This window comes from Vibrio floridensis (assembly GCF_021852965.1).
In the GTDB taxonomy this organism is placed as follows: Bacteria; Pseudomonadota; Gammaproteobacteria; order Enterobacterales; family Vibrionaceae; genus Vibrio; species Vibrio floridensis.
Map to the genome: position 1 here is coordinate 245,640 of NZ_JAKGCY010000001.1, position 25,784 is coordinate 271,423.

General features: G+C 45.6%; 16 protein-coding genes. 2 read left to right on the forward strand and 14 right to left on the reverse strand.

Annotation, left to right across the window (positions count from 1 at the left end):
* Positions 1–41 precede the first annotated feature (41 nt).
* The 5 genes from LZU85_RS01035 to LZU85_RS01055 all read right to left on the reverse strand — a co-directional run bounded on the left by LZU85_RS01035 (position 42) and on the right by LZU85_RS01055 (position 6,234).
* On the reverse strand, positions 42–1,766 hold the full coding sequence (locus LZU85_RS01035) for an ATP-dependent nuclease (protein ID WP_237286143.1): 1,725 nt from the start codon (positions 1,764–1,766) through the stop codon (positions 42–44).
* A 175-nt stretch (positions 1,767–1,941) separates the two neighbouring features.
* Complete coding sequence (locus LZU85_RS01040; protein ID WP_108653530.1) at positions 1,942–3,264, reverse strand: hypothetical protein; 1,323 nt, start codon at positions 3,262–3,264, stop codon at positions 1,942–1,944.
* 530 nt (positions 3,265–3,794) lie between these two features.
* Positions 3,795–4,394, reverse strand: a complete 600-nt coding sequence (locus LZU85_RS01045) for a pentapeptide repeat-containing protein (RefSeq protein ID WP_237286144.1) — start codon at positions 4,392–4,394, stop codon at positions 3,795–3,797.
* 378 nt (positions 4,395–4,772) lie between these two features.
* On the reverse strand, positions 4,773–5,288 hold the full coding sequence (locus LZU85_RS01050; protein ID WP_176297900.1) for a lipocalin family protein: 516 nt from the start codon (positions 5,286–5,288) through the stop codon (positions 4,773–4,775).
* A gap of 217 nt (positions 5,289–5,505) precedes the next feature.
* Positions 5,506–6,234, reverse strand: coding sequence for a MipA/OmpV family protein (locus LZU85_RS01055; RefSeq protein WP_237286145.1), 729 nt, complete (start codon positions 6,232–6,234; stop codon positions 5,506–5,508).
* A gap of 449 nt (positions 6,235–6,683) precedes the next feature.
* On the opposite strand from LZU85_RS01055, the gene LZU85_RS01060 reads away from it, so the two are divergent.
* Entirely contained in the window at positions 6,684–7,271 is a 588-nt protein-coding gene (locus tag LZU85_RS01060; protein ID WP_237286146.1) for a response regulator transcription factor, read from the forward strand.
* 96 nt (positions 7,272–7,367) lie between these two features.
* Here the strand turns inward: LZU85_RS01060 and LZU85_RS01065 are convergent, their stop codons facing one another.
* From LZU85_RS01065 to LZU85_RS01085, 5 genes are all read right to left on the reverse strand, one after another.
* Positions 7,368–8,723 (reverse strand): GGDEF domain-containing protein, encoded by a 1,356-nt coding sequence (locus LZU85_RS01065; RefSeq protein ID WP_237286147.1) that lies wholly within the window; start codon positions 8,721–8,723, stop codon positions 7,368–7,370.
* A gap of 34 nt (positions 8,724–8,757) precedes the next feature.
* Positions 8,758–9,357 (reverse strand): response regulator transcription factor, encoded by a 600-nt coding sequence (locus tag LZU85_RS01070; protein WP_011151728.1) that lies wholly within the window; start codon positions 9,355–9,357, stop codon positions 8,758–8,760.
* A 1-nt stretch (position 9,358) separates the two neighbouring features.
* Entirely contained in the window at positions 9,359–10,519 is a 1,161-nt protein-coding gene (locus tag LZU85_RS01075) for an EAL domain-containing response regulator (RefSeq protein WP_237286148.1), read from the reverse strand.
* Positions 10,512–14,165, reverse strand: coding sequence for an ATP-binding protein (locus LZU85_RS01080; RefSeq protein WP_237286149.1), 3,654 nt, complete (start codon positions 14,163–14,165; stop codon positions 10,512–10,514). Before LZU85_RS01080 ends, LZU85_RS01075 begins: the two co-directional genes overlap by 8 nt.
* A 343-nt stretch (positions 14,166–14,508) precedes the next feature.
* A complete protein-coding gene (locus LZU85_RS01085; protein WP_237286150.1) occupies positions 14,509–15,180 on the reverse strand; it encodes a tRNA (adenine(22)-N(1))-methyltransferase in 672 nt (223 codons plus the stop codon).
* A 447-nt stretch (positions 15,181–15,627) separates the two neighbouring features.
* On the opposite strand from LZU85_RS01085, the gene LZU85_RS01090 reads away from it, so the two are divergent.
* The gene (locus tag LZU85_RS01090; RefSeq protein WP_237286151.1) at positions 15,628–16,827 is read left to right on the forward strand and encodes a type III PLP-dependent enzyme; all 1,200 of its coding nucleotides are present in this window, start codon (positions 15,628–15,630) and stop codon (positions 16,825–16,827) included.
* An 81-nt stretch (positions 16,828–16,908) separates the two neighbouring features.
* Here LZU85_RS01090 and pulA read toward each other — a convergent pair whose 3' ends face one another.
* The 4 genes from pulA to LZU85_RS01110 form a co-directional block, all read right to left on the reverse strand.
* Positions 16,909–20,526 carry a pullulanase-type alpha-1,6-glucosidase gene (gene pulA, locus LZU85_RS01095; protein WP_237286152.1) on the reverse strand — a complete coding sequence of 1,206 codons (3,618 nt, stop codon included), beginning with the start codon at positions 20,524–20,526 and terminating at the stop codon, positions 16,909–16,911.
* Between the two features lie 447 nt (positions 20,527–20,973).
* Positions 20,974–22,257, reverse strand: a complete 1,284-nt coding sequence (locus LZU85_RS01100) for a hypothetical protein (protein WP_237286153.1) — start codon at positions 22,255–22,257, stop codon at positions 20,974–20,976.
* Positions 22,251–24,335, reverse strand: coding sequence for a TonB-dependent receptor family protein (locus tag LZU85_RS01105; RefSeq protein ID WP_237286154.1), 2,085 nt, complete (start codon positions 24,333–24,335; stop codon positions 22,251–22,253). Before LZU85_RS01105 ends, LZU85_RS01100 begins: the two co-directional genes overlap by 7 nt.
* On the reverse strand, positions 24,332–25,777 hold the full coding sequence (locus LZU85_RS01110) for a hypothetical protein (protein ID WP_237286155.1): 1,446 nt from the start codon (positions 25,775–25,777) through the stop codon (positions 24,332–24,334). Before LZU85_RS01110 ends, LZU85_RS01105 begins: the two co-directional genes overlap by 4 nt.
* Positions 25,778–25,784 lie beyond the last annotated feature (7 nt).

A 25,784-nucleotide genomic window follows, 5' to 3' on the forward strand; every position in this document is an offset into this window, starting at 1 on the left:
CCACGCATTGCGAATCACTCTTAAACAGTTTGTTATACGTTTCAAGCTTCTAGCTGGTATCGTTCAACAACAACTTCTTCTAAGTTCTCTTGGGTAAATTCGGTTGTACGAGGATCAATACTCGCTATCTGTCTAACAAAGCTGGTAATTGATGCATCACCTGCAATGTCGAGATTTTGCGCAAATTCCCATGCTGATAAAGGTTTCCCTTTTTTAGCATCATGACTGTAATTATGCGAATCTTCGAAATTTTGAACTGACACGTAACGCCTTACAATATTTGGAAATATCTCATTACTAGTAACCATCTGATCCCAAATGGTTTGATTAAGGGTCCAAGCACTGTTTGCTTTCGGTGTTTGATCATTTTTCAAAAGCACATTACCTTCTCGATCGTATTGGTACCTACAATCACTATCGTGGATTACATGTTGTTTTATCTTAAAGTGTGAGAGCACTTTAACAAAAAAGGGCATGTTGTTTTTTGTACCAGTATTTAAAACAAATATATCTTTTTCAGGGTAATGTTCATGTAAGAGTTGTCTTACTACTATAGCTTCCGTGTCGCCCTCAACCAAAACAACTTCATCCGCAAAGAACGTTTCGCAGATGTGTGGGTTAAAGCGATTGAGCATTAGAATACGGTCTCGGTTTTCGCCCTGAGAATCAAACACATTATCCCCCACTTGATGAATAATAGTCGTTCCATCTTCTTGTGCCGTCAAACGAGCCAATGTCGTGTGAGGCTTAGATAAATCAATTAGTTGAGGATTGTGTGATGCGCATAAAATTTGAAATTTTGATGCTCGGCAAAGAGAATAAAGTGTGTCTTTTAGTAAGCGAATTCGCTTAGGGTGTAGGTACAACTCAGGCTCTTCAAAAAGGATGATAAATTCCTTTTTAACTCCTTCATTTGCGTCTTCGGGATCATAGTCATTTTTAGATAAGCCCAAGAAGTTAAACATAGCTTGGCGTATTACGCCATGCCCGTGAGAGTTAAACTCGCTCTTACCATCTTGCCCTTCATGATTGATAGCAACGCAGAACTCTTTATCCAATGCTTTCGTTACATCGACACTTTGTCCAATCAGCGGTGATATAGATAGTGATAATTCTGGGAAAACTTTTTGAAAGTTAGCGTTGGCTTTATCTGAAAATCCTTTTACTAAGTCAGTATCTTCAATTTGAGCCTGAAGCTCATTCAACTTATCAAGTGCTTCTTGATAAGTTTCAGCATGTTCTGTAGAGAGAGTTTTCAATACCTGCTTTTTAATTGTCTCAGTAATCCACTTACTTAAATCTTCTGGAGTTGGCATAGCAGGTATGACTATTGGAGTAGGAGCCTCTTTTGCCAAGTGTGAGTCAAAACCACCAAAACCATTATTTACAAAATCACCTTCAACGGGGTCAAATGTTTCTTTCTGCCCTTCAGCACCTGCGCGAGTCCACGTTTTCCGAAACCTAATTTCGTTTTGTTCTGATACCCATCGGTTAAGTCCCTTACGCTCGAATACAGCCTCATCACCAGCTTCTTTAGTAAACACCATTTCCATTTCAATAGTGTTTTCTTCATCAAACTTGTGAAAATCTGATAAGGCGCTTTTTTTCTTGGGTGTTACGAAATATTCATATGCTCGCAGAAAGGTGGATTTACCAACATTGTTCTGACCAAAGATAAAAATAATGTCAGAATCATCGAACTCTAACACGTTATTTTTACCGTTGATGTTTCTGAAACTTATGACTTTTAATGATTTTATTTTCATTTTTACCAACTGATATTTTATATGTATGACTCAAAACTTGGGGAAACGTATAACGCCCTGTTAAGGGGCAGACAACGCTACTACTAACTTTCCGCATACCATCGTAATCACGACAGCCAACGCACAGTAAAAATGCCATGCGTTGGCTGTCCTTTTCAAAGCGTTTGTTAGCTGCCTATCTCATTAGTGAGTCATAGTCCGTTTTAACTCCACTAGGGATGCTTGCAGGATCAAATAATTCTAAAGCTTGTTTTAGTCGAGTTCTTGCCGCAGCAGAATTACTAAGTCTTCGACCAAGATCTGAATGGCGGTTCATTGCAAGACGAATTAATGTCGCAATTTCCCGAGGCGAGAAGGCTTCAATAATTTTCTTGTAATAAGGGACAGCTGCGTTAGAAACTCCATACCCATTCCCAACAGTACAGCAAGCCACAACATGAACTAAAGTTTCTTGCATTGTTTCAGGAATTGCTCCTTGCTGAGTCAGTTCTAATAAGCGTTCAGCAAAAGGAGGCTCATTATAAAAATTATTCATTCCATTATGGACATTCCACAAACGTGTTGTCGCTTTTGAGAATACAGCATGTTGCTCAGACTCGTTTAGAAGACCTAAATAGCCTAATTTTTCAAAAAACTGTAAGGATGCTGTGTGCTTATCTTCTAAGCCTTTAGCCACATAGTCAGTATGGTTGTTTATTAACTCTGATTTAATCGAGCTTGTAAGTGTATCCCTCAAGCCCAAACAAATGTCTAAAGCATTCAAGCGAGCTGGTTCGCTTGTAGCTGAATCACAATAAATGCCATGAACCATTGTTACTAATAATTGACGTTGAGCATCATGGGTATCATTTAACCTTTGTGTCCAAATTTGGCATTGCTGCTCATTAAACCTAGGACCTTTAACAGCAGAAATAAATGCGCCTATTTCGACACCTTTTGGTGATACTGAGTCAGCCAATGCATATCGCACACAGCGATTTAAGAAAGTGGTAAATTCACGATCGTTTACTTTTCCCATTGTAGGGTGGGCTGCTGAGAAATTATTCCTAACATCTCGACATTGATCTAAGAAGAAATAACCATCTTCATCAATGATATTCAGCTTGAGACATAATTCGAGGAGCCGGCTGTCCTGAAGCTCCAACAAGTGCTTTTCTTCAAAGTCACATTGGCGAATTTGAGCCACAACAGCCAAACCAAAATTTCTAATTTTCTGACGTAAATGAAGAATTGCAGCATTCCATATGTAATTCATTGCACCATCAAATAAGCCCGAACTTACAGCAACACACATTCTTGCAACAAGCTCTCCACGGAGATCTGATGGTATTTCTCTTAATTCTCTTGGCAAATCACGCCAGGCGTATTCAATTTCTTCATCACTAGCAAGGACATTACGAGGAATACCTAACGAAGCTGTTAATTCAGCAAGAGCTGGAAGTACAGTGTTAGGAAGTGATGGTAATTGGATGTTTTCTCTTACTACTATATCTGTCATGGCAAATATAACCTTTTTCTAATAATTTCTACTAAACGTGAAATGCGAGAGCAGCTAACCACTGCTAGTAATCACTGTGCTTATCTAACCTTTGTAATTGTGATTTAGGTGTCGCACCGAATGCTAACGTAATGCGCAAATGCTAGCATATTTATCAATAAAGTCATTGCTCTTTAAGTGGTTACATTCACACTTTGGCTACTAACTAATGATCTGATATATATAGGAAAAGTTTATAAAATGGCGTGTGTTTGGAGCATCTTGTAATGAGCGCTGAAACTATGGTTTCCTAACCGAACTTCCAGCACACTTTGCGCAATGGATTCTGCATCACGCTCGTACCTCGCTGTCCAGAATGACGAGCGCAGAGAGCGGTGTCTGGGAAAGGGCTTTAAGCGGCAAGTTGTCTGTGAAGAGAGCTAAAAACGACAGAAAACAGGCCGCAGGGCGGGGACGTAGTGATGTGATGACTGAGCAACTTGAGCTCTAAGCCCAACCCATAGGGCTGCTTTAAAAAGTTTGTTCTGTTATTAGTCAACCAACTCAATACCTAAGCTCTCGAGCAGGCTTAATGCTTCATAGCGTGAGAACTTTGCCTTTTTAACGTTGTTTCCTAACACATCAATCGAGTAGGCTGTGGATTCGCTGAAATCGACACCTTGCAAATTTGTCCGCATGAACAAACTATGATGAAAATCGCTATAAGTCATGGTTGAATCTGCAAAGTTACCGTCGCGAAAGTCGACATCATGCAACTTACATTCATCTAAAACCAATTCATTAAGGGTAAGACCAAAGAAAGACGAGTCATTTAAAATGCAACGTTTAAAACTGAGCTCAAAGTCTGAGTGATAAACTGGCCATGTCGCTTTAGTCCAATCCACACCAACTAACTTACAATCGTTGAACTCGAGCTCAAAGAGCTTAGAACCAGAAAAGTCGACCAAGCTTAAGTTACAACGCTCAAATGTGCAGTTTGTGAACTTACATTTTTGAAACCGGACTGCTGAAAAATCGCAATCGGAAAACTGGCACTCTTCAAACTCGATCTCACGGTACTGCTCATCCGGTACGGAAAGCTTCTCAAAAGAAACATCGAAATACTGCTCATTGTTTATTAAATCTTTCATCGCGTCCTCTGAATAGCTTAACTACTACGAGTAATCGCTGTGCCTATTTAACCCTATGGGTCGTGTTTTTAGATGTCACAACGAACGTTAAATCAATGCGCAAATACTAGCATACTCATCAATAAAGTCATTACTATAAAAGGGATATGCCACTCTTTGGTTTTCATCTAATTAGTTGATATGAATGGAAAGTTGATCAAAAGTGGAAGGTTTTGAGAGCCTTGTAATGCGCGTTGATACTGTGGCTTTCTCACCGAGCTTCAATCACATGTTGTTGAATGGATTTTAAGTCACGCTCGTTCCTTGCTGCCCCGTATGACGAGCTTAAAGAGCGCTTCCTAGAAGAAGCGCGAGCGTTAAGCGTTCTTATCTCTGGCGTTATTTTTGCTCAACAAAGATAAGGCGATCTGTATCAAATCCACGCTCTTTGGCCATGGATACGAAAGTATCGATGAGCGATTGGTCGACGGTTGGGGTGCGTGCTAAAAGCCATAAATAGTCGGTATTAGGACCAGAGACAAAGGCGTATTGGTAGTCGGTTTTGTCGAGTGCAAACACCACATAAGAGCCGTAAAACGGGCCAAAGAACGAGACTTTCAAGTAACCTTCAGAGTCGCCATTGACGAAGTAGGCTTTTCCTTCGGCTTCTTTCCATTGGTTTTCATCGGCCAAAAAGCCTTTGTTGAGTACCGCGACACCGCCATCGTCTTTTAAGGTGTATTCGGCGGTAACTTGAGTTAATCCTTCTTCAAAAGAGTGGTCGAGGCGGGCGATTTCGTACCATTTCCCCAAGTAATTTTGTAGGTTGAACTCGTCGACGGGTTTGACGGTTTCTGGCATGCCAAGGCAGCCACTTAGCGTGATTGAAAGTGCTAACAGTAGAATTTTTCTCACAATTCGCTCCTGAAAAATGAGTATCACATTGCCTTCAAGTCTAAGCGTTTGAACTAAAAAACAGAAGCGACATATGGGTAGATTATGTGAAGGCGTTTGGGAGCTCTAGTAAGTAGCATCTCAACGGAAAAGTGTTAGAAGGTAAAAATAAAAAGCGCTCGTTGATCGAGCGCTTTGCTTATTCCCTAGAGGGGGAGTTTTGTGGGAATTCGAGTTATTAAAACTTATACGCCCCGCCTAAGCTGATTTGCCAAGCAAGGTCGTTTTGAATCAGTGGGCTATTTGAATCGTGGTGTTCAAACTCCACTTTGGCAATGGCTAGCCACTGCTCGGTGATATCGTAGAGTGAAATCAAACCTGCCTTGTAAACCCAAGTCTCTTCAGCATCAAATTGCGCTAAACCGGACGCGGCAGATTCTTGCGCTGAGACGTTGTAAAGATGCTGCGAGAGTTTTTTGGAGCGGTAATCCACTTCAACATAAGGGGAGAGCACCCACTGATCAAACGGGGTATCAAAAGCGCGACCAAGATGAAGTTGAATCTCATAACCGTCGTGAACATTGGTGACATCTTGCAGGTAGGTGAGGCGTGCACCAACTGTTCCCACGGTGATACCAAGATCGGCATTACCATCGCGGTTTTTGATGCCGCGGGAGATGTCATCGAAATCGTCCGACACTTCAGCAAAACGTAAGTTGCCCGACAAACCCAACCAAGGGGTGAGTGAATAATTGGCTAAGCTGCCATCAATAAAGCCGTATTTTCCGTTGTAAAACAAAGAGGGCTCAATGCCAGCTTTGGCTCCATCCGTTGACAATGCCGATTCGCCGTAGGTGACACCCGCGCCAACAAACGCGTAATCTTGGTATCGCTCTTGCGCCAACACAGAAGCAGACAGTATCAGCAGGGGGATGGACACGCGCATGCCGCGCATAAGATTTTTCATCGCTAACTTCCTTTTTCTTTTCGTTTTATAAAAGAACGGCTAAGTGGCGGTTTTCTTACATCAGCGGGGAAACTCCGTATTTAACCACGCGTTAAAAAGATTGAATCACAGTGTGGATTGGCATCGTTGCTGGCGCATTTTTCGATGGTTCCACAGTTGTTGCAGCATGCCTCTACAGGAGAGTAATGTTAGTGGGTGCTCTATTTTGCAAAATATCATTTTCCATTTTTGAAAAATAGACCGAGAGAAAATAGAGAAATGATTTTAAAACAGTATGTTATGACAAGTTGTGAGTAAATTAGGCTGGTCTAATTTAGCGGTGTGTTATGGAAGTGTCAGAGCAGAAATAAATTATGACGTGGCAATAACAGAATTTTCCTACAAGCACTTAAGCTGTGTGTCTTACAAAAACCGACAAGGAGTGTTGTGAATAAAAAGAGAAAGTAAACATGACAGTAGAAAAAGTATTGATTATCGACTCACAACCCCTTTACGCAAGAGCGCTCTACTCATTGGTCAAAGAGGTGATTAATCCCCTTGAAGTGACCATCACGACAAACACTAAGCAGATCCTCGACGGCGTGCGCGAGGGAAATGTGGAACTGATCATCATGGACGTTTCAATTGAAGGCCGAGATGGTATCAGTTTGGCGAAGTCGATTTTTGCCAATGGCTATGCTGGAAAGCTGCTTTTTGTCTCTTCCAATGACTATGACAGCCTGTCCAACGTAGCGTATACCATCGGCGCACATGGGTATTTGACCAAGTACGCGAGTCAATCGACACTTAGCAATGCCATTGTTAACGTGCTGAAAGGGTATACGATGTTTAAAGGGCAACCTGCTCAGTCTGATCAACAAGCATTATCTGAACGCGAAGTCACGGTGCTGAGTTACTTAATGCAAGGCTACAGTAATCAGAAGATCTCCGAGCTTTTGATGCTGAGCAACAAAACCATCAGCACCTACAAAGCTCGAATTTTGAAGAAGTACAACGCGAAGTCCATTGTCGAAATTGCGGAAATCCATCGTTCTTAAGTACTTGTTTAGATGTTTGCGAATTGCCAATCCCCATTCGTGCAGATAGCCATGCTATGCACGGTCGCAATGCGATGGGGATGGCGAAGTAAACCGTTATCTTCGGCTCTCCTTGGCTTTATAGAGCGCTTCATCCGCTTGCATCATCAATTCTTGCAATGTTTCGCCTTGTGCTCGCGTGGCAACCCCTGCGCTTACTGCAATCGTAAGATCTTTATAAGGTAGAGTGCTGTTTTTTAAATGCTGCTTGAGCTTTCCAACCAGTTCACTGGCTTTCCTGTGATCACAATCTGGCAATATTGCCAAAAATTCATCTCCTCCGGTTCGAATGAGGAAATCACCACGGCGAAATGTGGCCTTCATGGATTTGCCGACTTGGCAAATCACTTCATCACCGACGTGATGGCCAAAGGTGTCGTTGATGTTTTTAAAACCGTCGCCATCAATGGCGATCACCGTGTATTGAGAATCTTCCAGCGTGTCTTTAAACAGAGTGTCATTGAAGACCTTTCGATTGTGCAGCCCGGTGAGTTCGTCTTTGATCACCTCGGAAGAAACTTCTTCTAACTGCTGTTTTCTGGTTTTGGATTGTTCATACAGACTCAAGTAGACAAAAAACAACAGCAGAAAAACGAAAAACAGATACGAATAATCCATCACCAGTTTTGAAAGAGGGTAGGAAAATAAGAAAATGGTTTTGTTATCCGCAATGTAGGTTTTAGTGTAGGCAAACTTAGCCAAAGGATAGCCATTGTAGGTTAACAGTGTGGTTTTAAACCCTTGGTTGAAGATGGTTTCGACACTTCTCCCGTTCAGATCATAGAAGATACTAAAGACATATTCGCCGACAATTTCATCTTCTTCTTCGCTTGAATAGACAGGGCTAGCGACAGAAATTAAGTTTTCTCCTAGATCGCTGTCGTGGTAGATGGTGGACACCACCGCGCGATCCAACAGTTGATCTGGCCATGCGTACTGAGTACAGACAAATTGTGTTTTACACCAGTTTTCGCTGAACTTGCGCGCATCGACTTTGAAGCCGTTGACTTTGCGATCAAGCAGGTATTTCTTACCGGAATAAGAGCGGTAATAAAAAATGGAATTTTGATAACTAAATAAACTCAAAAAGTAGTTTCTTGTTTCATGCATGGTTTTATAGGCAACCGACTCATAATAATCCAACTCTGAACTGTCAATGGCGTAAATATACTCTTCAAACGAACGTTGAGTGGATTGAATGATGTTCTTTCTATCCTTTTTCTCAGAGGTATCGATGTTAGATTGGGTTAATAAGCCCATGGTTACCACGTAGTTTTTAATACTTTCTAAGCGGTCTGCGTGCCTATCAAATCGCTCCACTTCAATGGAAACGGCATAGATAGCCAGTGCAATTAAACACGATAAAAAAGAAAGTGTGGCAAACAAAAAGGCCAGGCTTAAACTTTTTTTCATTTTCTTTCTCAGCTGAAGGTGGTGATTGTTATTTTTATAGTGAAACGAGTTTTGCTAAATCAACGATGTTTTCGACATTGAATTTATTCAGCAATCGCCGTTTGTAGGTGCTAATGGTTTTATCGCTGATCGACAAAATATTGGCTATTTCACGGTTGGTTTTGCCTTTTAAAAGGTAATTCATTACGGCCGCTTCTCGGTCTGAAAGTTCTGGTTGAGCTTGGTTGACCGCAGAATTTGGCTTGAATTTGAAAAAGGTGTAACCGTTGATCACCGCGTCGATAGCGTCTTTCAATATGCTTTGATCTTCGGATTTGCACACATAACCATCCGCGCCTAAGCGAAAGGCTATCTCGCTAAACAGCTGGCTGGTTTCCGCGGAAAAGAAGATCACTTTGCCTTTATAACCGTGGGATTTGATGCGTCTTAAGAAGTCAAATCCATCACAGTCTGAAAGATTAACGTCCAATAAGATGAGGTTTATTTGCTCTTGTTTGATTAAGGCCATCGCAGACTTCATCGAGCCCGCAGTGCTGACACTCTCCACATGGCAAAACCGCTCAATTAACGTCTTGATAGCGAAACAGACCATTGGGTGATCATCAAAGATCAGGCAGTTGACTTTATTTATCATGCTATGCGCTCAATATATTGATTGCCTCAATCGGCATCGGTTTGTTAAAGAGATAACCTTGGCAAACGTCGATATTGTATTTTTTCAACATGTTCCAAGTGGATTGTTTTTCAACGCCTTCGGCGACGATTTTTAAATTTAAACTTTTCGCCAGTCCGCAAATGGAATTGACAATTTTCTGCTTTTTGCTGTCTATTTCCATTTCGGAGACAAACGAGCGATCGATTTTCAGTTCGTTAAAAGGCAGCAAAGAAAGTTTCTCGAGAGACGAGTGCCCTGTTCCAAAATCATCAATTGAGACATTGACGCCGTTGAGGCGCAGTTTTGCCAAGTTTTTATACAGCGCCACGCTGTTGCTAAACGACGTGTTTTCCGTAATTTCAATGGTAAAAACGCTTGGCTCCACCTGGCTTTCTAGGCACTTAGCGATAAAACGCTCGCTGAAGTTGCCATCTTCGATGTTGATTTGATCCGCATTGATTGAGATACGCTGGCCTTGGTTGATGTGCCTTGCGTCGCGAATGGCGTTATCCGTGACAATATCAAACAGCTCATGTGAGAGATTGCATCGCTCAACGATGGGCAAAAAGTGCGCCGGAGAGAGCATGCCGTAGATAGGGTGCAACCATCTTGCGAGTGCTTCATAACCAACCACGTCACCAGTGCGGCAATCTACTAACGGTTGGTAGTAGTTTTTTACGCGGCCATTGGCCAAATCGAACAAAAACTCTTGATCGCTCACATCGATTTTTCGACGCAACTTTCGCGCAGGCTTTAGGGCCTTGGCGGCGTTGTCCAGTAATTGCTGAATGTCGCTATTGGAGTAAGGCTTGCTAATCTTGCCTAACACTTGAAACGAAAAGTTTTCACACATGGCAGAAACGGCAGAAATAATCGGGCGGTCCAGTGCGCTGATTAACGCGACATTGCCGGCGTATTTCTGTTCATTCAGTGATATCAACAAGTCAATGCCATCACTGTGTGGCATGTCTAAATCACAGAAGACGAAATCGTAATGCTCTTTAGACAGGGTGCTCAAGGCGCTTGCCACGGTTTGCTCGGTGGCAACACGGGTATTGGGTATTTTCGCCAGTTGTTGTTTCATCAAAGTCAGATGGATCGGATGATCATCAACAACCAATATTTTCAAATCATTACGCATAGCTTTCCATCCACATGATTGTTCGGTTAATTTCCGCATCCAGTTCAGAGATCACTTTCTCCACCAATGCGGGTTTGCGCGCCATCTCCACCGATTCAGCGTCTTCACAAAGGGCGACAATGTGCTGAATGCCCAGCGCGCCACATGCGCCTTTTACCTTGTGCACTGCCGCTCTCATTTGGTGGCCACTCTCCGCTTGTTCCAGTTGCGTTAAGTCTTTGGCCATTTCGACAATGAAGACTTTCGCCACTTCTTGGGCGTCGTTTTCCGAGAACTTATCGAGCCAGTTTTCTCGAGCCTTTGGTCTGACGAGGTAACGCGCTAATAATGCGCCGAGTTGTTTCAGGTCATAGGGTTTATACAAAATTTCATTGATGCCGCTTTGCACCGCTTTTTCATTGGCGATTCTCGAGTCTTCAGCGGTCACGCCGACAACCGGAAGCGTGGCAAAGCGCTCGTTCGCACGTAATGTTTTCACTAACTCATAGCCATCCATTTCTGGCATATGGAAGTCGGTCAGTAAGAGGGCAACATCGCCGTGCTGTTTGATGTAGTTCAGCGCTTCGACGCCGTTGTTGACCACAATGGGGGTGAGCCCCAACTCGGCAAATTGCATTTTGACAATGTGCTGGTTGATCTTGTTGTCCTCCGCCACGAGCACCTTGCCTGCCAGTGCGTCCATCGGGATTTCCTCGATGTGGCGCTCTTGCTCTGTACTGGTCATCTTTAATAAGCAATCCAATAACGCATCTGGGTATTGCGTGCATTCCAGTGCGCTGTTTCTCTGACAGCCACTTGGCTGGCAACTGAGCGTGTTGCATTCACCGCTTAGCCCCTTGTTTACGCTTGGGTTAGCGTCGTTTTTGACCAGCCCCCAGCATTGACACCAATCCTGAATGACCGTAGGTAATTGTGACGAATAGCTTAAGGCGTTCAGCTCAGGATAAGCGCCTTCACACGGGGTCAATGGCAGTTCAATGTCAACTTGAGTCCCGACATTCAACGCACTATGCAACGCGATGTGACCACCCATTTGCTTCAACAGTTGTTCAACAATGGCCAATCCCAATCCTGTCCCGCCAAATTGTCTGGTGATGGAGTCATCAGCTTGAACAAAGGGCTTGAAGATATTGGCCAGTTGCTCTTGCGTCATACCAATACCAGTGTCTTTGATGGTCAGAAGTAATCGCTCTTTGACCACTTGCGCTGTCAGCGTAATGTCTCCTTGTTCAGTAAACTTGATGGCATTGGAAATCAAATTACTGACGATCTGGTTAAATCTGAGATCATCAATCATCGCCCACCTCAATGAGAACGGAATGATGTTCACCGTGTAGTCCAGCCCTTTGCTGTTGGCTTTGGCTTCAAACCCGCGCAAGGTTTGGCTCAACAGACGCAACAGTTCATTTTTAGCTGGATGAATTTGCAACTCGCCCGCTTCCAGTTTTGAGTAATCAAGTACCTCATCCACCAACAGATTGAGGTGGTTTAGCGACTGCTTGGCTCGTAACACCAGCTCTTTGTCTCGCTCACTGGTGGAGTGGATTGCCACTAAATCGAGCAAGCCATAAGTCGCGGCGAGTGGCGTTCTCAATTCATGGCTCATGGTTGCCAAGAATCGCTCGCGTGCTTTAACGGCACTTTGTGCTTCATGCTGAGCGGCGATCAGTGCGGCCTCGCGCTCTTTTTGCGCCGTCACATCTTGCAATACGGTTAAAACGAACTGCTTGCTATGATCTAAAGAGCGAATGGCTTTGCGCTCACGATAAATGTGCTCGATTTGCAAATCACAGTTAACGGTCTGGCTGTACTCTTTGATTCGTTTACCGCTCAGGACTTGCTGCACTTCCTCGAAATCACCAACGAGTGAGATTTGCGTTGCGGCGTTCTTAATTTGGCAATTCGTGCAGTTGCCTTTGAGATAATCAGAGCAGTTGCTAAGAACCAGTTGTCCCTTATCATCATGAATAAAAACTTTGTTATTCAGTTCTTGAATGATTTGGGTTAACCACTGTTTCTCTTTCTCTTCATTGTCGGCGTTAATTTCCGCTAAGCTCACTTTGAGCTTCATATTGCTAATCACGAAATAAATAATGATCGCAACAATGATTAATAAAACCGATATGATAATGGCGGAAAAAATAACTTTTTCTGAGTCGTAGCCATACGTGAGATTAAAGTCTCGATAGCTTTTGTTTATTTTCTCGATTTCTTTACTATCGATGGTGTCGATTATGCTATCGAGCAGTTTCTTTAACTTAACGTCATGGTTAGACACCGAAAATGCGATAGAGAAATGTTTTTCTTGAGATTTGTCGACCTTCAGATGCCCTTTATTAAACTGAGATAGAAGGCTGTAAAGCACATCATCAGACATATATGCCGATTGAATTTTTCCGTCTTCCAAGTCCTTCATCAGTTTTTTAATGTCAGAATATTCTTTGACGTTTTCATTGCTCCAAGCGTTGATATGGATCAGCCCTTGCTTTTGTAAACTGAGCAAAATGCCAGAGATCGGTTTGCTATTATCGCTGGCTTTAGCTGAAGCCAACTCCACTTTGTGAAACTTTATCTGCATAAAGGGCTTAGTGAGGAGCCAATTAGGTGACTCCACACGATCAATGTAGGCAACAGGAATAATATTGGCATTGAACGTAGCAAGTTCTTGATTGTATTCAAATATAGGGCTCTTATATTCAAAATCTAAACCAGAACGTGACTGGATCAAATCGAGAAAATCGGCTAATAACCCTCTTTGTTCACCATTGTCTGATATTTCAAAAAATGGGTAGGCGTTATTGCTGGTGCTGAATGTGATGACATCATCGTCATGATGCTCCCTGCGATATTCAGAGAGAAGCCTGTCATTAAGATGGTAAAGATTATTCGATGCAACCGAGCGAATATTCTTGCCTTTCACTTCCCATTCTAAAACTTTATCAATACTCTCCATTAATGCGACGTTGTTTTTCGCGGTAATAAAACTGATCTCTTCTGGTTCTATCCAATCGGGTATTTCAACTGCGCCACGTACAACATCATGCTTGTCGAGATATTCGTTAATCGTGACAAATGACGAGATAAACGCATTCGCTTGCCCTTTATTCATGATCGCAATGGCGTCAGTAAAATTCAGAGCATAATGAATGTTTTTGATGCCTTTGATTCTTAAATATTCGCAGTAAGAAGTGCCTTTCACACATGTCCAATTGAGCGTGCTAAATGGCCTTGTTTGATAAAAACTTTCTTTGAACCAAATGGAAACACTGCTTTTAAATAGAGGCTTAGAAAAGAGAAAACGGTTCATCCTTTCTGGTGTTTTTGCAAAACCTACTGTGCCATCAATTACACCGGTTTCAACGTCATGCAGCAGCTCAACGACGTTTGAATAATGTTTCAGTTGAATATTGATGTTGAGAATTTTGGCGATATTTCTTAGGTATTCAACATTGACGCCCCAATAAACGCCCAACGATTCACTATCCAGTGATGGGTTGATCGATTTTGAGGTGATGCCGATCACTATTGTTGATGGAGGATTCGTTTCTTGTTCAGAGTTTTCTTCTTGTGGCAGTGCATTACCCGAAAATAACAGTCCGGATAGTAAAATTAAAAATGAAACGAATCTAATGTGGGCGTTCAACATCTTATATTCCTCAAATATGGAATATAAGATTAAAATTATGTGAGAATTTGTCAAATTTTGAGTTTTTAATAAATCTACATAAATTATTGAATTTTAAAAATAAATTTTGATTGTGCAAGAATGTTCCTACAGAGGAATCGGTATAGGATTACAAATGGAGATAGGGGAGGATTATATTAATTTGAATTTTATTTACGTTTAATGAACATGGGAAAGTCGGCGAAAGAAAATAATGAAAGTGCGTGTGTATGTCAATGTTGTTCAAAATACACGTTTGCGAATTTGAAGAATACCAAACGAGTTGAGTAATGGCGTTTCAACGTCGTTTGGTATGCCAAACCGCTTAGTCGGCGAACTGGATTTGTTGGTAGTGCTCAATGATCTTTTCAATGGCTTCACCCTGCCCAATTTTTATACGTTGATAGTGCGCCACGGTTTTCTTTTGATAGCGTATTGCGGTCGCTTTGTCGGCATTTTGCCAAAGTTGTTGACCGACGGGGCTCACGAGCTGCGGGAAATCTTCTGAATTGCTGATGTGTAGTAGCTCATAGAACCTGCGGTTCTCTTCGATAAGGGTCTCAGACAATAAGCGAAAATCCATCTCTCTTAGTGCTTGGCGCAACATATAAAGGTGGTGAACGGGGCAGAGTAAGAAATCCAGTGGCTGGTTTGGATGTTTGGCTCGCAATTGCATGACCAGTTCAAGGGTGAGATCGCCCCCCACACCGGCAATAATGATCAAATGCTTACCAGGGTATTGCTCAAGGGGCAGCGAGGCAACATCGATACAGTGAGTCACCCCATTTGAATGATTGGTACGAGCCATTTGTTGGACAGACAGCGAGACGTTATCGATCAACTCCGGCACGATGTCGACGAAATGAACGGTTCGCTGCGGGTATTTTTCCATCAAGGCTAAGCCAAGATAGCCGTGGTCACAGCAACAATCCCAAATATGGTGGTAATCGTCTTTTACCATGTCTAACAATGCTTGGATGCGTCGGCTGAGTTTCACGGAAGTCTCCGAACCAATGAGAGGAATGCGGGGGCGGATTGTAGAATGATTTTTAACGGGTGGCGAGGTTCTCTGAGTTATGTCTATCGACGAAGACTCAATAGAGAGTGATGAGTTTTGAATGACTATTCGGATAACGGTGTTTTCCTGCAAAATATTGCTTTTTTATTCATCTTGGCTTGCATAACAAATCATGGTCATTACAACAAAAAATCGTTGCCGTTCTCGGGACATTTTTTATTGCACTGAGAAAAAGATGACCTTACTATCGCATCGCTTCTTGATGATAGCCAATCCGAGTACATCACAGCTGTTTATGTGGCAAGGCGATAGAGCAACTATCCAAGAGTGACTTTGACGGCGCACCAGCGCTTTTATTGACGCTCCACTTTTCATACCCACTCATCTCTTATGTATGAAAAGTGCCCATTACTTTGGAGGTTTGCGATGGCACATTCACATTCTATTTTTGATATTCATTCATTAGCTTCACCTGTGTTAAATGCTGAAGAAATCCATTTGATCGAAGCGTCGGTTGAGCAATTTGGTGCGCCTTTATTGCTACTGGATTGCGATGTGATTCGTCAGCAGTACCGCGCTTTGAAAAACGCGTTGCCAAACGTGACGCTGCACTACGCATTAAAACCGCTGCCACACCCAGTGGTGGTGCGTACTTTGTTAGCAGAAGGGGCGAGTTTCGACCTTGCAACCACAGGGGAAGTGGAGTTGGTCGCTTCTGAAGGCGTACCGGCGGATCTTACTATCCACACTCACCCAATCAAGCGCGATGCCGACATTCGTGATGCACTGGCATACGGCTGCAACGTGTTTGTGGTGGATAACTTGAATGAGCTAGAGAAATTCAAAGCGTATCGTGATGACGTCGAGTTATTGGTGCGTTTGAGCTTCCGTAACTCTGAAGCGTTTGCCGATTTGTCGAAGAAGTTTGGTTGTTCAGCAGAGCAGGCATTGGTGATCATCGAAACCGCGAAAGAGTGGAATATTCGCATCAAAGGTTTGTCGTTCCATGTGGGCTCACAAACCACTAACCCAAACAAGTATGTTGAAGCGATCCACACTTGCCGACATGTGATGGAACAAGTGGTTGAACGCGGTTTGCCAGCGTTGAGCACGCTTGATATTGGTGGTGGCTTCCCGGTGAACTACACCCAACAAGTGATGCCGATTGATCAGTTCTGCGCGCCAATTAATGAAGCGCTAAGCTTGTTGCCAGAAACCGTTCATGTTTTGGCAGAACCGGGTCGCTTTATCTGTGCACCTGCGGTGACCAGTGTGGCTTCAGTGATGGGGCAAGCCGAGCGTGAAGGGCAAATCTGGTACTACTTGGATGACGGTATTTATGGCTCGTTCAGTGGTTTGATGTTTGACGATGCACGTTATCCGCTCACCACCATCAAACAAGGTGGCGAGCTGATCCCAAGCGTACTTTCTGGCCCAACGTGCGACAGCGTGGATGTGATTGCAGAAAACATTCTGTTGCCAAAATTAAACAATGGCGATTTGGTGATTGGCCGCACCATGGGTGCCTACACCAGTGCAACCGCGACCGATTTTAACTTCTTTAAACGCGCTCAAACCATCGCATTGAACGAACATGTCGCGGTGAGCGAACGTTTGATTGGTTAAGCACTCGCTAACTTGAACAAAAAAGGGGGAAGCCATTTGGCTTCCCCCTTTGTTTTATATCCTGTTATTGATGAACAAGGATTAACGCAGTTTTTCAAATACGGCAACAGACCACGCAGGGACGGAGAGGGCTCCGTTTGTCACGGTTGCCACACTGGTTTGGTTCTCCGCTAGAGATGCATTGCCTGCATTGATCGCACTGGTTTGCAGGGCATGGAGCGTGTAACCCGCTGCATCAAACTTGGCAAAGTCACTAACCATGGTTGGCGCTGCGTTCACCACAATCACCACGCCATCACGTTGAGCATCAATGGTGGCATCGTGGTTATCACCGCTGTTGTCGATGCTCATCACGATGAGGCCAGGTCTTTGCTCCGCGCCTGTATTGTGGAACTTCACGCGTTTGACGATCTCCTCCCCTTTACCTAGGGTAAACAGGCCAGAAGAAGCGCGTAGGGCTGCCAACTCGTTGAAGAACGTGTCCATGTTATCGATATCAGTCGTATTTGGCCTTGCATGATCGTCTGCCATTTCTAAGACGCTATCGATGATTGCCCAGTTGCTGCCGTCTTTGTCTTCGCGTGGCAGGCCAACATTCCAGTTGTTGTCTTGCTTAGTGAAGTCAACGCGGTTGTACCAATCACCAGAGTCATACGAGTCGCGCTGCATCGATTTAGAACGCAGTAGCTCACTACCCATATGGATAAATGGCACGCCTTGACCTAGCATTGCGGTAGACAAGCCAACCGCTTGCATACGTGTGCGCTCTGCGGATGTCGCGGTGTAAGCAATCTTGTACTGGTTGTTGTCCCACAGGGTTTGGTTGTCATGTTTGGAGACGTAGTTCTGGATTTCCCAGGCATGGTCTGCGTAACCCGCGGGTTGGCCGTTGTAATCCAACTCAGCACCGGTGATCGCATTGCCTTTGCTATCGATGAATGGGAAGGCTTTTAAGTTGCCCGCCATGCCCAAACGAGTCAGATCGGCAAGGTGCAGCGCAGTTGCCATCAGCTCGGCGTTTTGCTGGTTCTTATCATTCACTTGAACGTAGATGCCGTTACCAAAACCTTGATTTGAGCGAAGCGTATCTTGGCTGTCGAATGGGCCACCGCCGCGCACGGCATCACGAAGACGATCAGAGAACGAACCAATGCCGGTACCCGCGAGGTTCAGCTGAGTGGCTTGTTTGAACATGCGATCGTTACCCACTTCACCGAAGTTCCAACCTTCACCGTAGAAGTAGACATTTGGATCCACGGCTTGGGCGGCAGTCAAGGTTTGCTGTATTTGCGCCAGTGGGTGGTGGCCCATCAAATCCCAGCGGAACGCATCGATCTTGTACTCTTTCACCCAAGTGGTAATGGAGTCATCAATCAGCTTGGCAAACATTTGGTTTTCCGGAGCCGTGTTAGAACAACAGGTCGATTGCTCCACTGCACCTGAAAACTCGTTCAGGCGTTGGTAGTACCAAGGTACAATGCGATCCAACACCGATTTGGACGATACCCCTGATTCGTTAGTGTGGTTGTAGACCACATCCATCACCACGTTCATGCCGATCTCTTTTTTCACCGACATCACCATTTCACGGAACTCTTTGATTCTCACCATGCCTTCGGCATCCGATGCGTAAGAACCTTCAGGCACCGTGTAGTGGAACGGATCGTAACCCCAGTTAAACGAGTCTAGATTGCGCACATGGCTGTTTAGACGTTGCACCAATGGGTTGTCTTTATCATCGATTTTAGCCAGTGTTTCAAACACTGTACTGAGCGTTTCATTGCTGTCGCAGTAGCTGCTGAAATCGGCATCGTCTTTCACGCTCGCATCCAGTTCACACAACTTGGCAAAGGGCTGATTGATGTTCGCCACTTTGGTTGGGTCTTCATTGATGGTTGCAATATCAAAGGTTGGCAGCAGGTGTAAGTGCGTGACGCCCGATTGAGCCAGTTTTTTCAGATGCTCGACAGGTACTGCGTCTTGTTGAGTAAACGCTTTGTACTTGCCACGATTGGCTTCGGCCGTTGACTGATCCAGTGCCGAGAAGTCACGAATGTGTGCTTCATACAAGACAAACTCGGCTGGGTTTGCTTGGTTGTGTGGTGCAGCAAGGGCATCCCATCCAGATGGCGTCAGCTCCGTGTTGGCCAAATCCACCACTTGGCTGTATTCCGAGTTCATCGATAGGCTCAAGGAATAGGGATCGGTCACTTGGTACGTTTCGACCTTGTCTGTCGCTGGGTGGTAAACCGTCACTTCGTAGCGGTAGAAATCACCGTGTTTGAGTGCGGTGTTCTCCGCTACCCAGGCACCGCTGGTGGCATCAAATGTCATTGCGATGGCGGTTTGCGCTTGCTTTTCAGCATTGTATGGGATCAGCTTGACGCTCTGCGCCGTTGGAGCCCAAAGTCGGAATGTGGTGGTGCTGTCTGGGTTGATCACCGCACCATAACTGAGCTTGGTCGCAGCCGTGGCGTAGAGTGCATCTAATGCGCTGGCGGGTTGTACTTCGGTCGCTTTAATAACGCCTGTCGCATCGCTTGCCACCAAGATCAATTGACCTTTCAGCAGATCTTTCAGCGCGTTACCTTCGCCACTAAAGTCCATTTCAAAACCGATAAAATCGTTGCTCAGATGAGGCTTGGTTTTGTTCCAATCGTTGTTCGCCGCTTTGCTGGAACTGATTTGTTTGGTTGCGCCAGTGACTTTTTTGCTAGCGCTATCGAAGGCCAATTCACCGCTTTCTGAGTAGTAGAGTGTAACGCTGGTGGCGTCTTTGGCGTTGACCAGAATCACGCTGTCATCGGCAAAAATCGCGCTCGCGCCCGCCAGTTCAACTTGTGCCACAGGTTTTTGTGCTAAGGCGGTGTAGTACACCTTGTTGGTGCCTTTAAACACAAACGCGACATTGCCAATCGCGGTGGTTTTATCAAACTCAAACTTAAGGTCTGAAGTTTGGTAGTCGCCGTTGGATTTGTTGTTTGGGATGATGTTGATGCAACCCTCTGCGCCTTTCACTGGCAGATCCCAATACGGTCCGTACACATCACTAAAGCCGGTGGGCTCCATACCAGGCCAATCTCTGTTGTTACCATTAAACGCGCCACAGGTGTCGTTGTTCCAAACGTGTAAGGTGAAGTGCCCTTCATCGCCATCTGGCGTGTTCATGTAAACGCGTGCCGTGTTGGCCGGGATGTCAGAGGTGGAGATCAGCTCTGGGTAAACCGCAGCGACACCTTGCTGGGTGTAGACGGCGTTATTTTTGCCTGTTTGGGTCAGATCGAGTTTGGCATCGAAGTTACCAAGGGGTTTATCGTTGCCAACGCGAGGAATAAAGTTGATGCACTGGGTCGCTTCGCTGCGCACTTGCAGATCCCAGTAGGCACCAAACTTATCGTCCACACCAGTGGGTTTAATACCCGTGTTCCAATCATCATGGCCTTCGTCGGTTTCGGCGTAGCCACCACAGGTTTCATTGTTCCAAACGTATAACGTTGCGTTGTCATAACCGCTGCTCTCCGCAGCAGGAGTGACCGTTTCGCTGGCTTTGAAATAGACACGTGCCATTTTTTTAGGCTCTGAGCGGGGTGGGGTGTTTTCACCGTCGTTCGAGGCATTGCAACCAATGAGTAACGAGGTTGCCATGATGGGCATGATGGCTTTCGCCAGCAGAGATAAATTGAAAGGTTGTTTGTTCACGTTTTATATCCATATGCGTAATGATAATAAGCTCGGATATGCTATGAATTTCGTTTGCCTGCAAAATGTGAGAGAGCGCAGCAAAGATTTTTGTTATTGATAAATAAAGCAATGTAGGTATGGCGATCACGAATGGTAGAAGGAAGCCGTGTGAAATGACGCACACATTTAGGGCGTAGGTGGGGGGATGAAAAGTCTGTTTTGTGATCGAGCCACGCTGGAAAAACCGTCGCAAGAGAAAAAGCCGTTGTCACTCAATGTGCTGACGTTCACGTTTTCAACGATAGTTAATTTTTATCGGAAATTAACGAACAGTGGATGATGGATAAGCGAGCTAGCAGCAAACGTATAAAAACAGTGGAAATACATTGGCTTTACGAGTGCAAAAGGAGGCTGCATGCCAGCCGATGAACGACTGGCAGTTTTTGGTGTCAACGAGGGTGCTGGTTATCCACGTGATGGGCGGCGTCGCCAAACCGCTATGATGCCTAAGAACCATAACCAGTGCATTGCTAGGCTACCAGCCGATGAGCCCGCGTGTTGTTCGCGAGCGACATCACCCAAGGTATTTTCCGCAAGGGCAAGCGTGAGTTGCGGTTGGCCACTGGCATTTGGTTGCAGCCAAGCATCGTCACTATTGAGTAACAGCGTGATGGTACGGTCGTCATCGCGACGAATTCGACTTGCGGGAATACGTTGATACTGATGCTCGACCTTGGGGTCATAAGCGTACAGCAAAAGCTTTTGTGGCAAATGGGCAGAAAAACGCAAACGAAGGGATTGCTGCTGAAATTGGCTGGTGGCAGGTGAGAACGTCAGCGCGAGATTTCCCCATGGGTAGTCCAAACCGGGTTGGCCCAAGGTGGAGTCGAGCTCAATAAAATCATCACTGTTGTCTGGGTTCGACACCGGTTTTAGCATCGAGCCAATTTGAGCGTTGTGGAGGGTAAAGTGTGGATAACCATCAACGGATAAGCGTTGTTGGTTGAGCGTTTTCAGCCCGGAGGCTAGGTGTGGATTGTGGGCATCGCTACCGTGTTCTAAGGCATCGATAACTGAGTCACCATCGCTATCGAGTGGTGTGGAAAGGTTGCCCGCGATTTCTTGCCAATCGCTGATGCCATCGTTATCGCTGTCGAGGGCGTTGGGGTCGAGCCCAAGTTGCAGCGCGATATGATCCTCAATGCCATCGTGGTTGCTGTCTTGTCCTGAAGCCACAATAAAACCGGCCAAATCCGGTTCAATCACCAAAGGAAATACATTGGGAATTTGCGTACCCACAATGCCATCGGGCCCATTTGCTTCCCAATCGATCGCTTTCACCATGAGCTTTGCGCCTTCTTGGGTCACCGCAAAACGCGTCGATGTGTTGGCCATGGGGTTACCCAAACCTGGGTGGTAGATCTGCAGTGCGTAATGCAGCGTTAAGGTGCCATCGGCATTTCGAGTGAAGTGGAGAACATCACTCTTTGCATCTTGGTTATTGAGATCGTGTAGTGCGTAGTTAAAGCCAACCGATAAAGTGGTGCCAGACACCACGGCGGTATCGTTGTCAAAATCCCATTGCCAATTGGCGTGAGTGACGCCATAGCCGAGAATGTTCCCCAGTGGCGCGGCACGCATGGTGATTTGATATTGGCCTTGGTAAAGGCCGGTGTGTGGGATCTCTGCTTGCACTGAAAGAGCGGAGAATATGCCCAAACCAATGAGTAATGCGCAACGTTTTACCATGTGTAGCTCGCTCCTATCATGGCGTTGATTCCTGGGCCTGGAATGAATGTGGGCAAATCTGGCGCCCCCAATCCACGAATGGCATAAGCGGTTTGATAGTCGGTGTTGGTCAAGTTATTGATCTCCAAAAACAGTGACAAGTCGTGGTTTGGCTCGTAACCCAGTTTGAGGCCTAGCAGGAAATAAGGGTCTTGGCGGTTGGCTTGGCTATTGGCGTGGTCGGTGTAGGTTTCGCTTGGCTGCCAAGTGAAATTGGGGGTGATGCGCCATTGCTGGGATGGGCGATAATCCCATTCCCCTTGAATCAAATGGACAGGAATGCCAGCAATTTGATTGCCCTGATAGAGCCCGTCGGCAAAATAGAAATGGCTCCAGTTGTAAATGAGCCGGCTTGCCAACGCATCGCCTTCAAATAGCAGCGAATCGCTGTGGTGGGCCAACGCCGCTTCGATACCGTGATGAATGGTTTCGCCTTGGTAGTTGATGGTTTTGCCGTTTACCGCAAAATCGCCTACCACTGAGATCAGTTCATCTTGCACCCAAGAGTAATACCAAGCGAGATCCCACTGCAGGGTTTGCTGTTGCCAAGAGCCGCCGATTTCTAGGGTGGTGGCGGTTTGTAATTGCAGATCATTGATATAAACGTGGTTGTTGAGGGGATCGGTTGGGTTGGCGGAAACGGTGGCCAATTGCCAAAAGTTGGGCGCTTCGGAGCTGCCACTGAGATTGGCAAATACGCGTTTATTGCTGTCCCATTGATACACCACACCCAGCTTGGGGTTGAACACTTGATAGTCAAAGTCGCTGTCTAAAATGCCTTCACTCATCAAGTCGGTGATGGTGCGTTGATTGTGCACCCACTGAACCGCAGCGATGGTCGAGAATCCGGACCACAGCTCGTAGCGCAGTTGTCCACCAATGGTGAGGTTTTTTGCTTGCAAATCTAGGCGAGCAAAAGGGCTGAGCAAATCGCCGCTGACAGGATGCACCGAGGCAAACTCTCGCGGCATTTCACCGTGGTTGAACTGAGCAAAGACGAGCAACTGACGATTTAGGTAATCATTGGACGACCAATCCCATCCACTGGATAGATCGATCCCGACATTCTTATGCTCGCTGTTGGCTTGGGTTAACGGGTTACGAAATTGATCATCGAGATGTTCATAATAAAAGCCGAGCTGTGTTTCATGTTGCTCTCCTTGCCACACGGTTTGGTTGGCGAGGCGTTGCTGCTCTGTGGTCCGAAATGGCTTGCGGCGTGGAATGTTCAGCAGGGTGTCCATTGGCTGATTGCCTTGACCCATCACTTGCTGGGGATCCGCAAGGGCGCGATCTTTCGGCAGCAGAAAAGGGATCTCAAAATGGTTCTCTACCCAAGTAAAATAGGTGCGGTTGTGCCACGTTTCCCCTTGGTAACCCACATTGACGTTCACAGAATCACGTTTGGCTGCGCTGTTGGGGCGATAGCCTTCACGTTGGCTGTGAGCAATGCTCAATAGGCTGTCCCACTGCTGGTTTTGATTGGCCAATGTGGCCCCTGCTTTGAATGCGCCGAAAGAGCCGCCTTCCAGTTGCAGTTGATTCGGTTGGTTTTGGCCATTTTTGCTGTGGAAGTTGATCGCGCCACCGAGAGTGGTTGCGCCATAGCGTAAGGCATTGGCGCCGCGATAAACGGAGATCAAACTGGCTTGTTCAGGGTCGATCAGGCCGATGACAAAGGATCCATCCGCTTGGTTGAGTGCCAATCCATCATAGAGCAACTGAATGCCACGGTTGACCGGATTGTCTTGTAAGCCAGAGCCACGGATATTAATCCGTGGCTGATCATTGCCACCAAAAAACTCTTGAACGATGATGCCTGCCTGCTGATTGAGCACCTTGGCTAAGGACGATTGACTGCCCGCGAGCGCGTTGGTGTCAATCAAATTGGTGCCACCTGGAATTTGGCTCAGTTGCTCTTGCAACACGACTTTGTCGATGGATTCATCACCGTGGCCTTGAATGATGATCGTGTCATTCACCGCAAAGCAAAAGGGGCTCACCAAGGCGAGCCCATAAATCATACCCGATTGTTTCATCGTGACTGTCGCTTCCAGCTTGTGAGTGGACGACGTAACGATGCCAAACCCAATAGCAATAGTGACCACATGCCCATGCCGCCACCTGAGCTGCTGCTTGCAGCGGTGTCTGGTTTGTCGCCTTCACTCTTCACTTGTGGTGCGGTGAAAATGAGGTTTGCCTGAAAAATCGGATTAAAGTCAGGATTTTGCAATTTCAGTGAAATCTGACCATTGTCCGGGCTCGCCCAGCTCAGTTTGACAAACTCTTGAGTCCATCCACCGATGTCAAAATCGGTTTTTCTCACCACTTGATAGATTTCTAACCCTGCGGGGAGTTGAGTCAATGTAAGGTTGAGCTCAACGTGATCCGATTCGAGCATTTTTTCTGGGGTGCCGATGTTAAAGGCTAACATGCCATAACCATAATCGAGGGTTTGTAGTTCGGCATTTTTACTCGGTGGCAACTCGCCAACTAAGGTGTGCATAGGTGGCAGCGAAGTATCAAGCTTGCCTACACGAGTGTGGGTGATCGGGATTGGTGTGGGATTGGATAAGTCAAGGCGTAAACCATTTTCCAATCTTACTCCACTGACTAACATCGAGTTATTTGCCGCATCGCCCGCTTCATGGGCATCGGACAATCCGTCAAAATCAGAGTCTTTGGCTCGTAGGAACACGGGGATTTCCACAATGTCATCTAAGTGGTCACCATCGGTGTCTCCAGAAATAGGATCTAAACCGAGTAATTTGGCCACCGTATCAGTAATACCGTCATTGTTGCTGTCGGTTTTAGGGTCGAAACGCATGCCTTTGGCGTTATATTCAACCTGAACAATCGCAGGGAAGACCCCTTCAATGCGCGTTCCCGGAACCTGATCAGGTTCGATACCCTCTTCAACATCGGCGGTGCTGATGGTCAAAGTGCCATTCTCTTGTTGTTGGATGCGCAGGTAAGATTGCGTGAGGCCAATAGGGTAGTTGGCGACGCCTTCAACGGGAAACGGAGGCTGCACGTATTTCTTCTGTGCGTACTCTATTTTGTATAAGCCAGTGACACTGTCGTACTCAAAGGGGAATGTAATTTCAGTGAGATCATCAATCACAACGGTTTGATCCGCTCTGCGGTTTTCAATTTCTGCGGCATTGAAGGCTTGGAAAGGCACATACAACATGCCCATGGCCAAGAGAGTGCTGCCGGAGATGGTGACCGTCTGTTGGTCGAAATCCCACACCCAGATGCCATCCGTAATGCTGTTGCCTAAAATTTTGTATTTATTGCCTTGATACTCGCCATCGAGCGAGCGTTCAGGCCATGGCATATTGTTGATGCCATTGTCTCGGTGGGCATTCATGGTCAGAGAATAATGGCCAGCATAGGTGCCGGAAAGAGCAGCGGAAAATGCCGAAGTCGAAATGACTAGGCTGGCTGCGAGAGTCGATGCGAGTGCGCACTTTTTCATGGGGTAT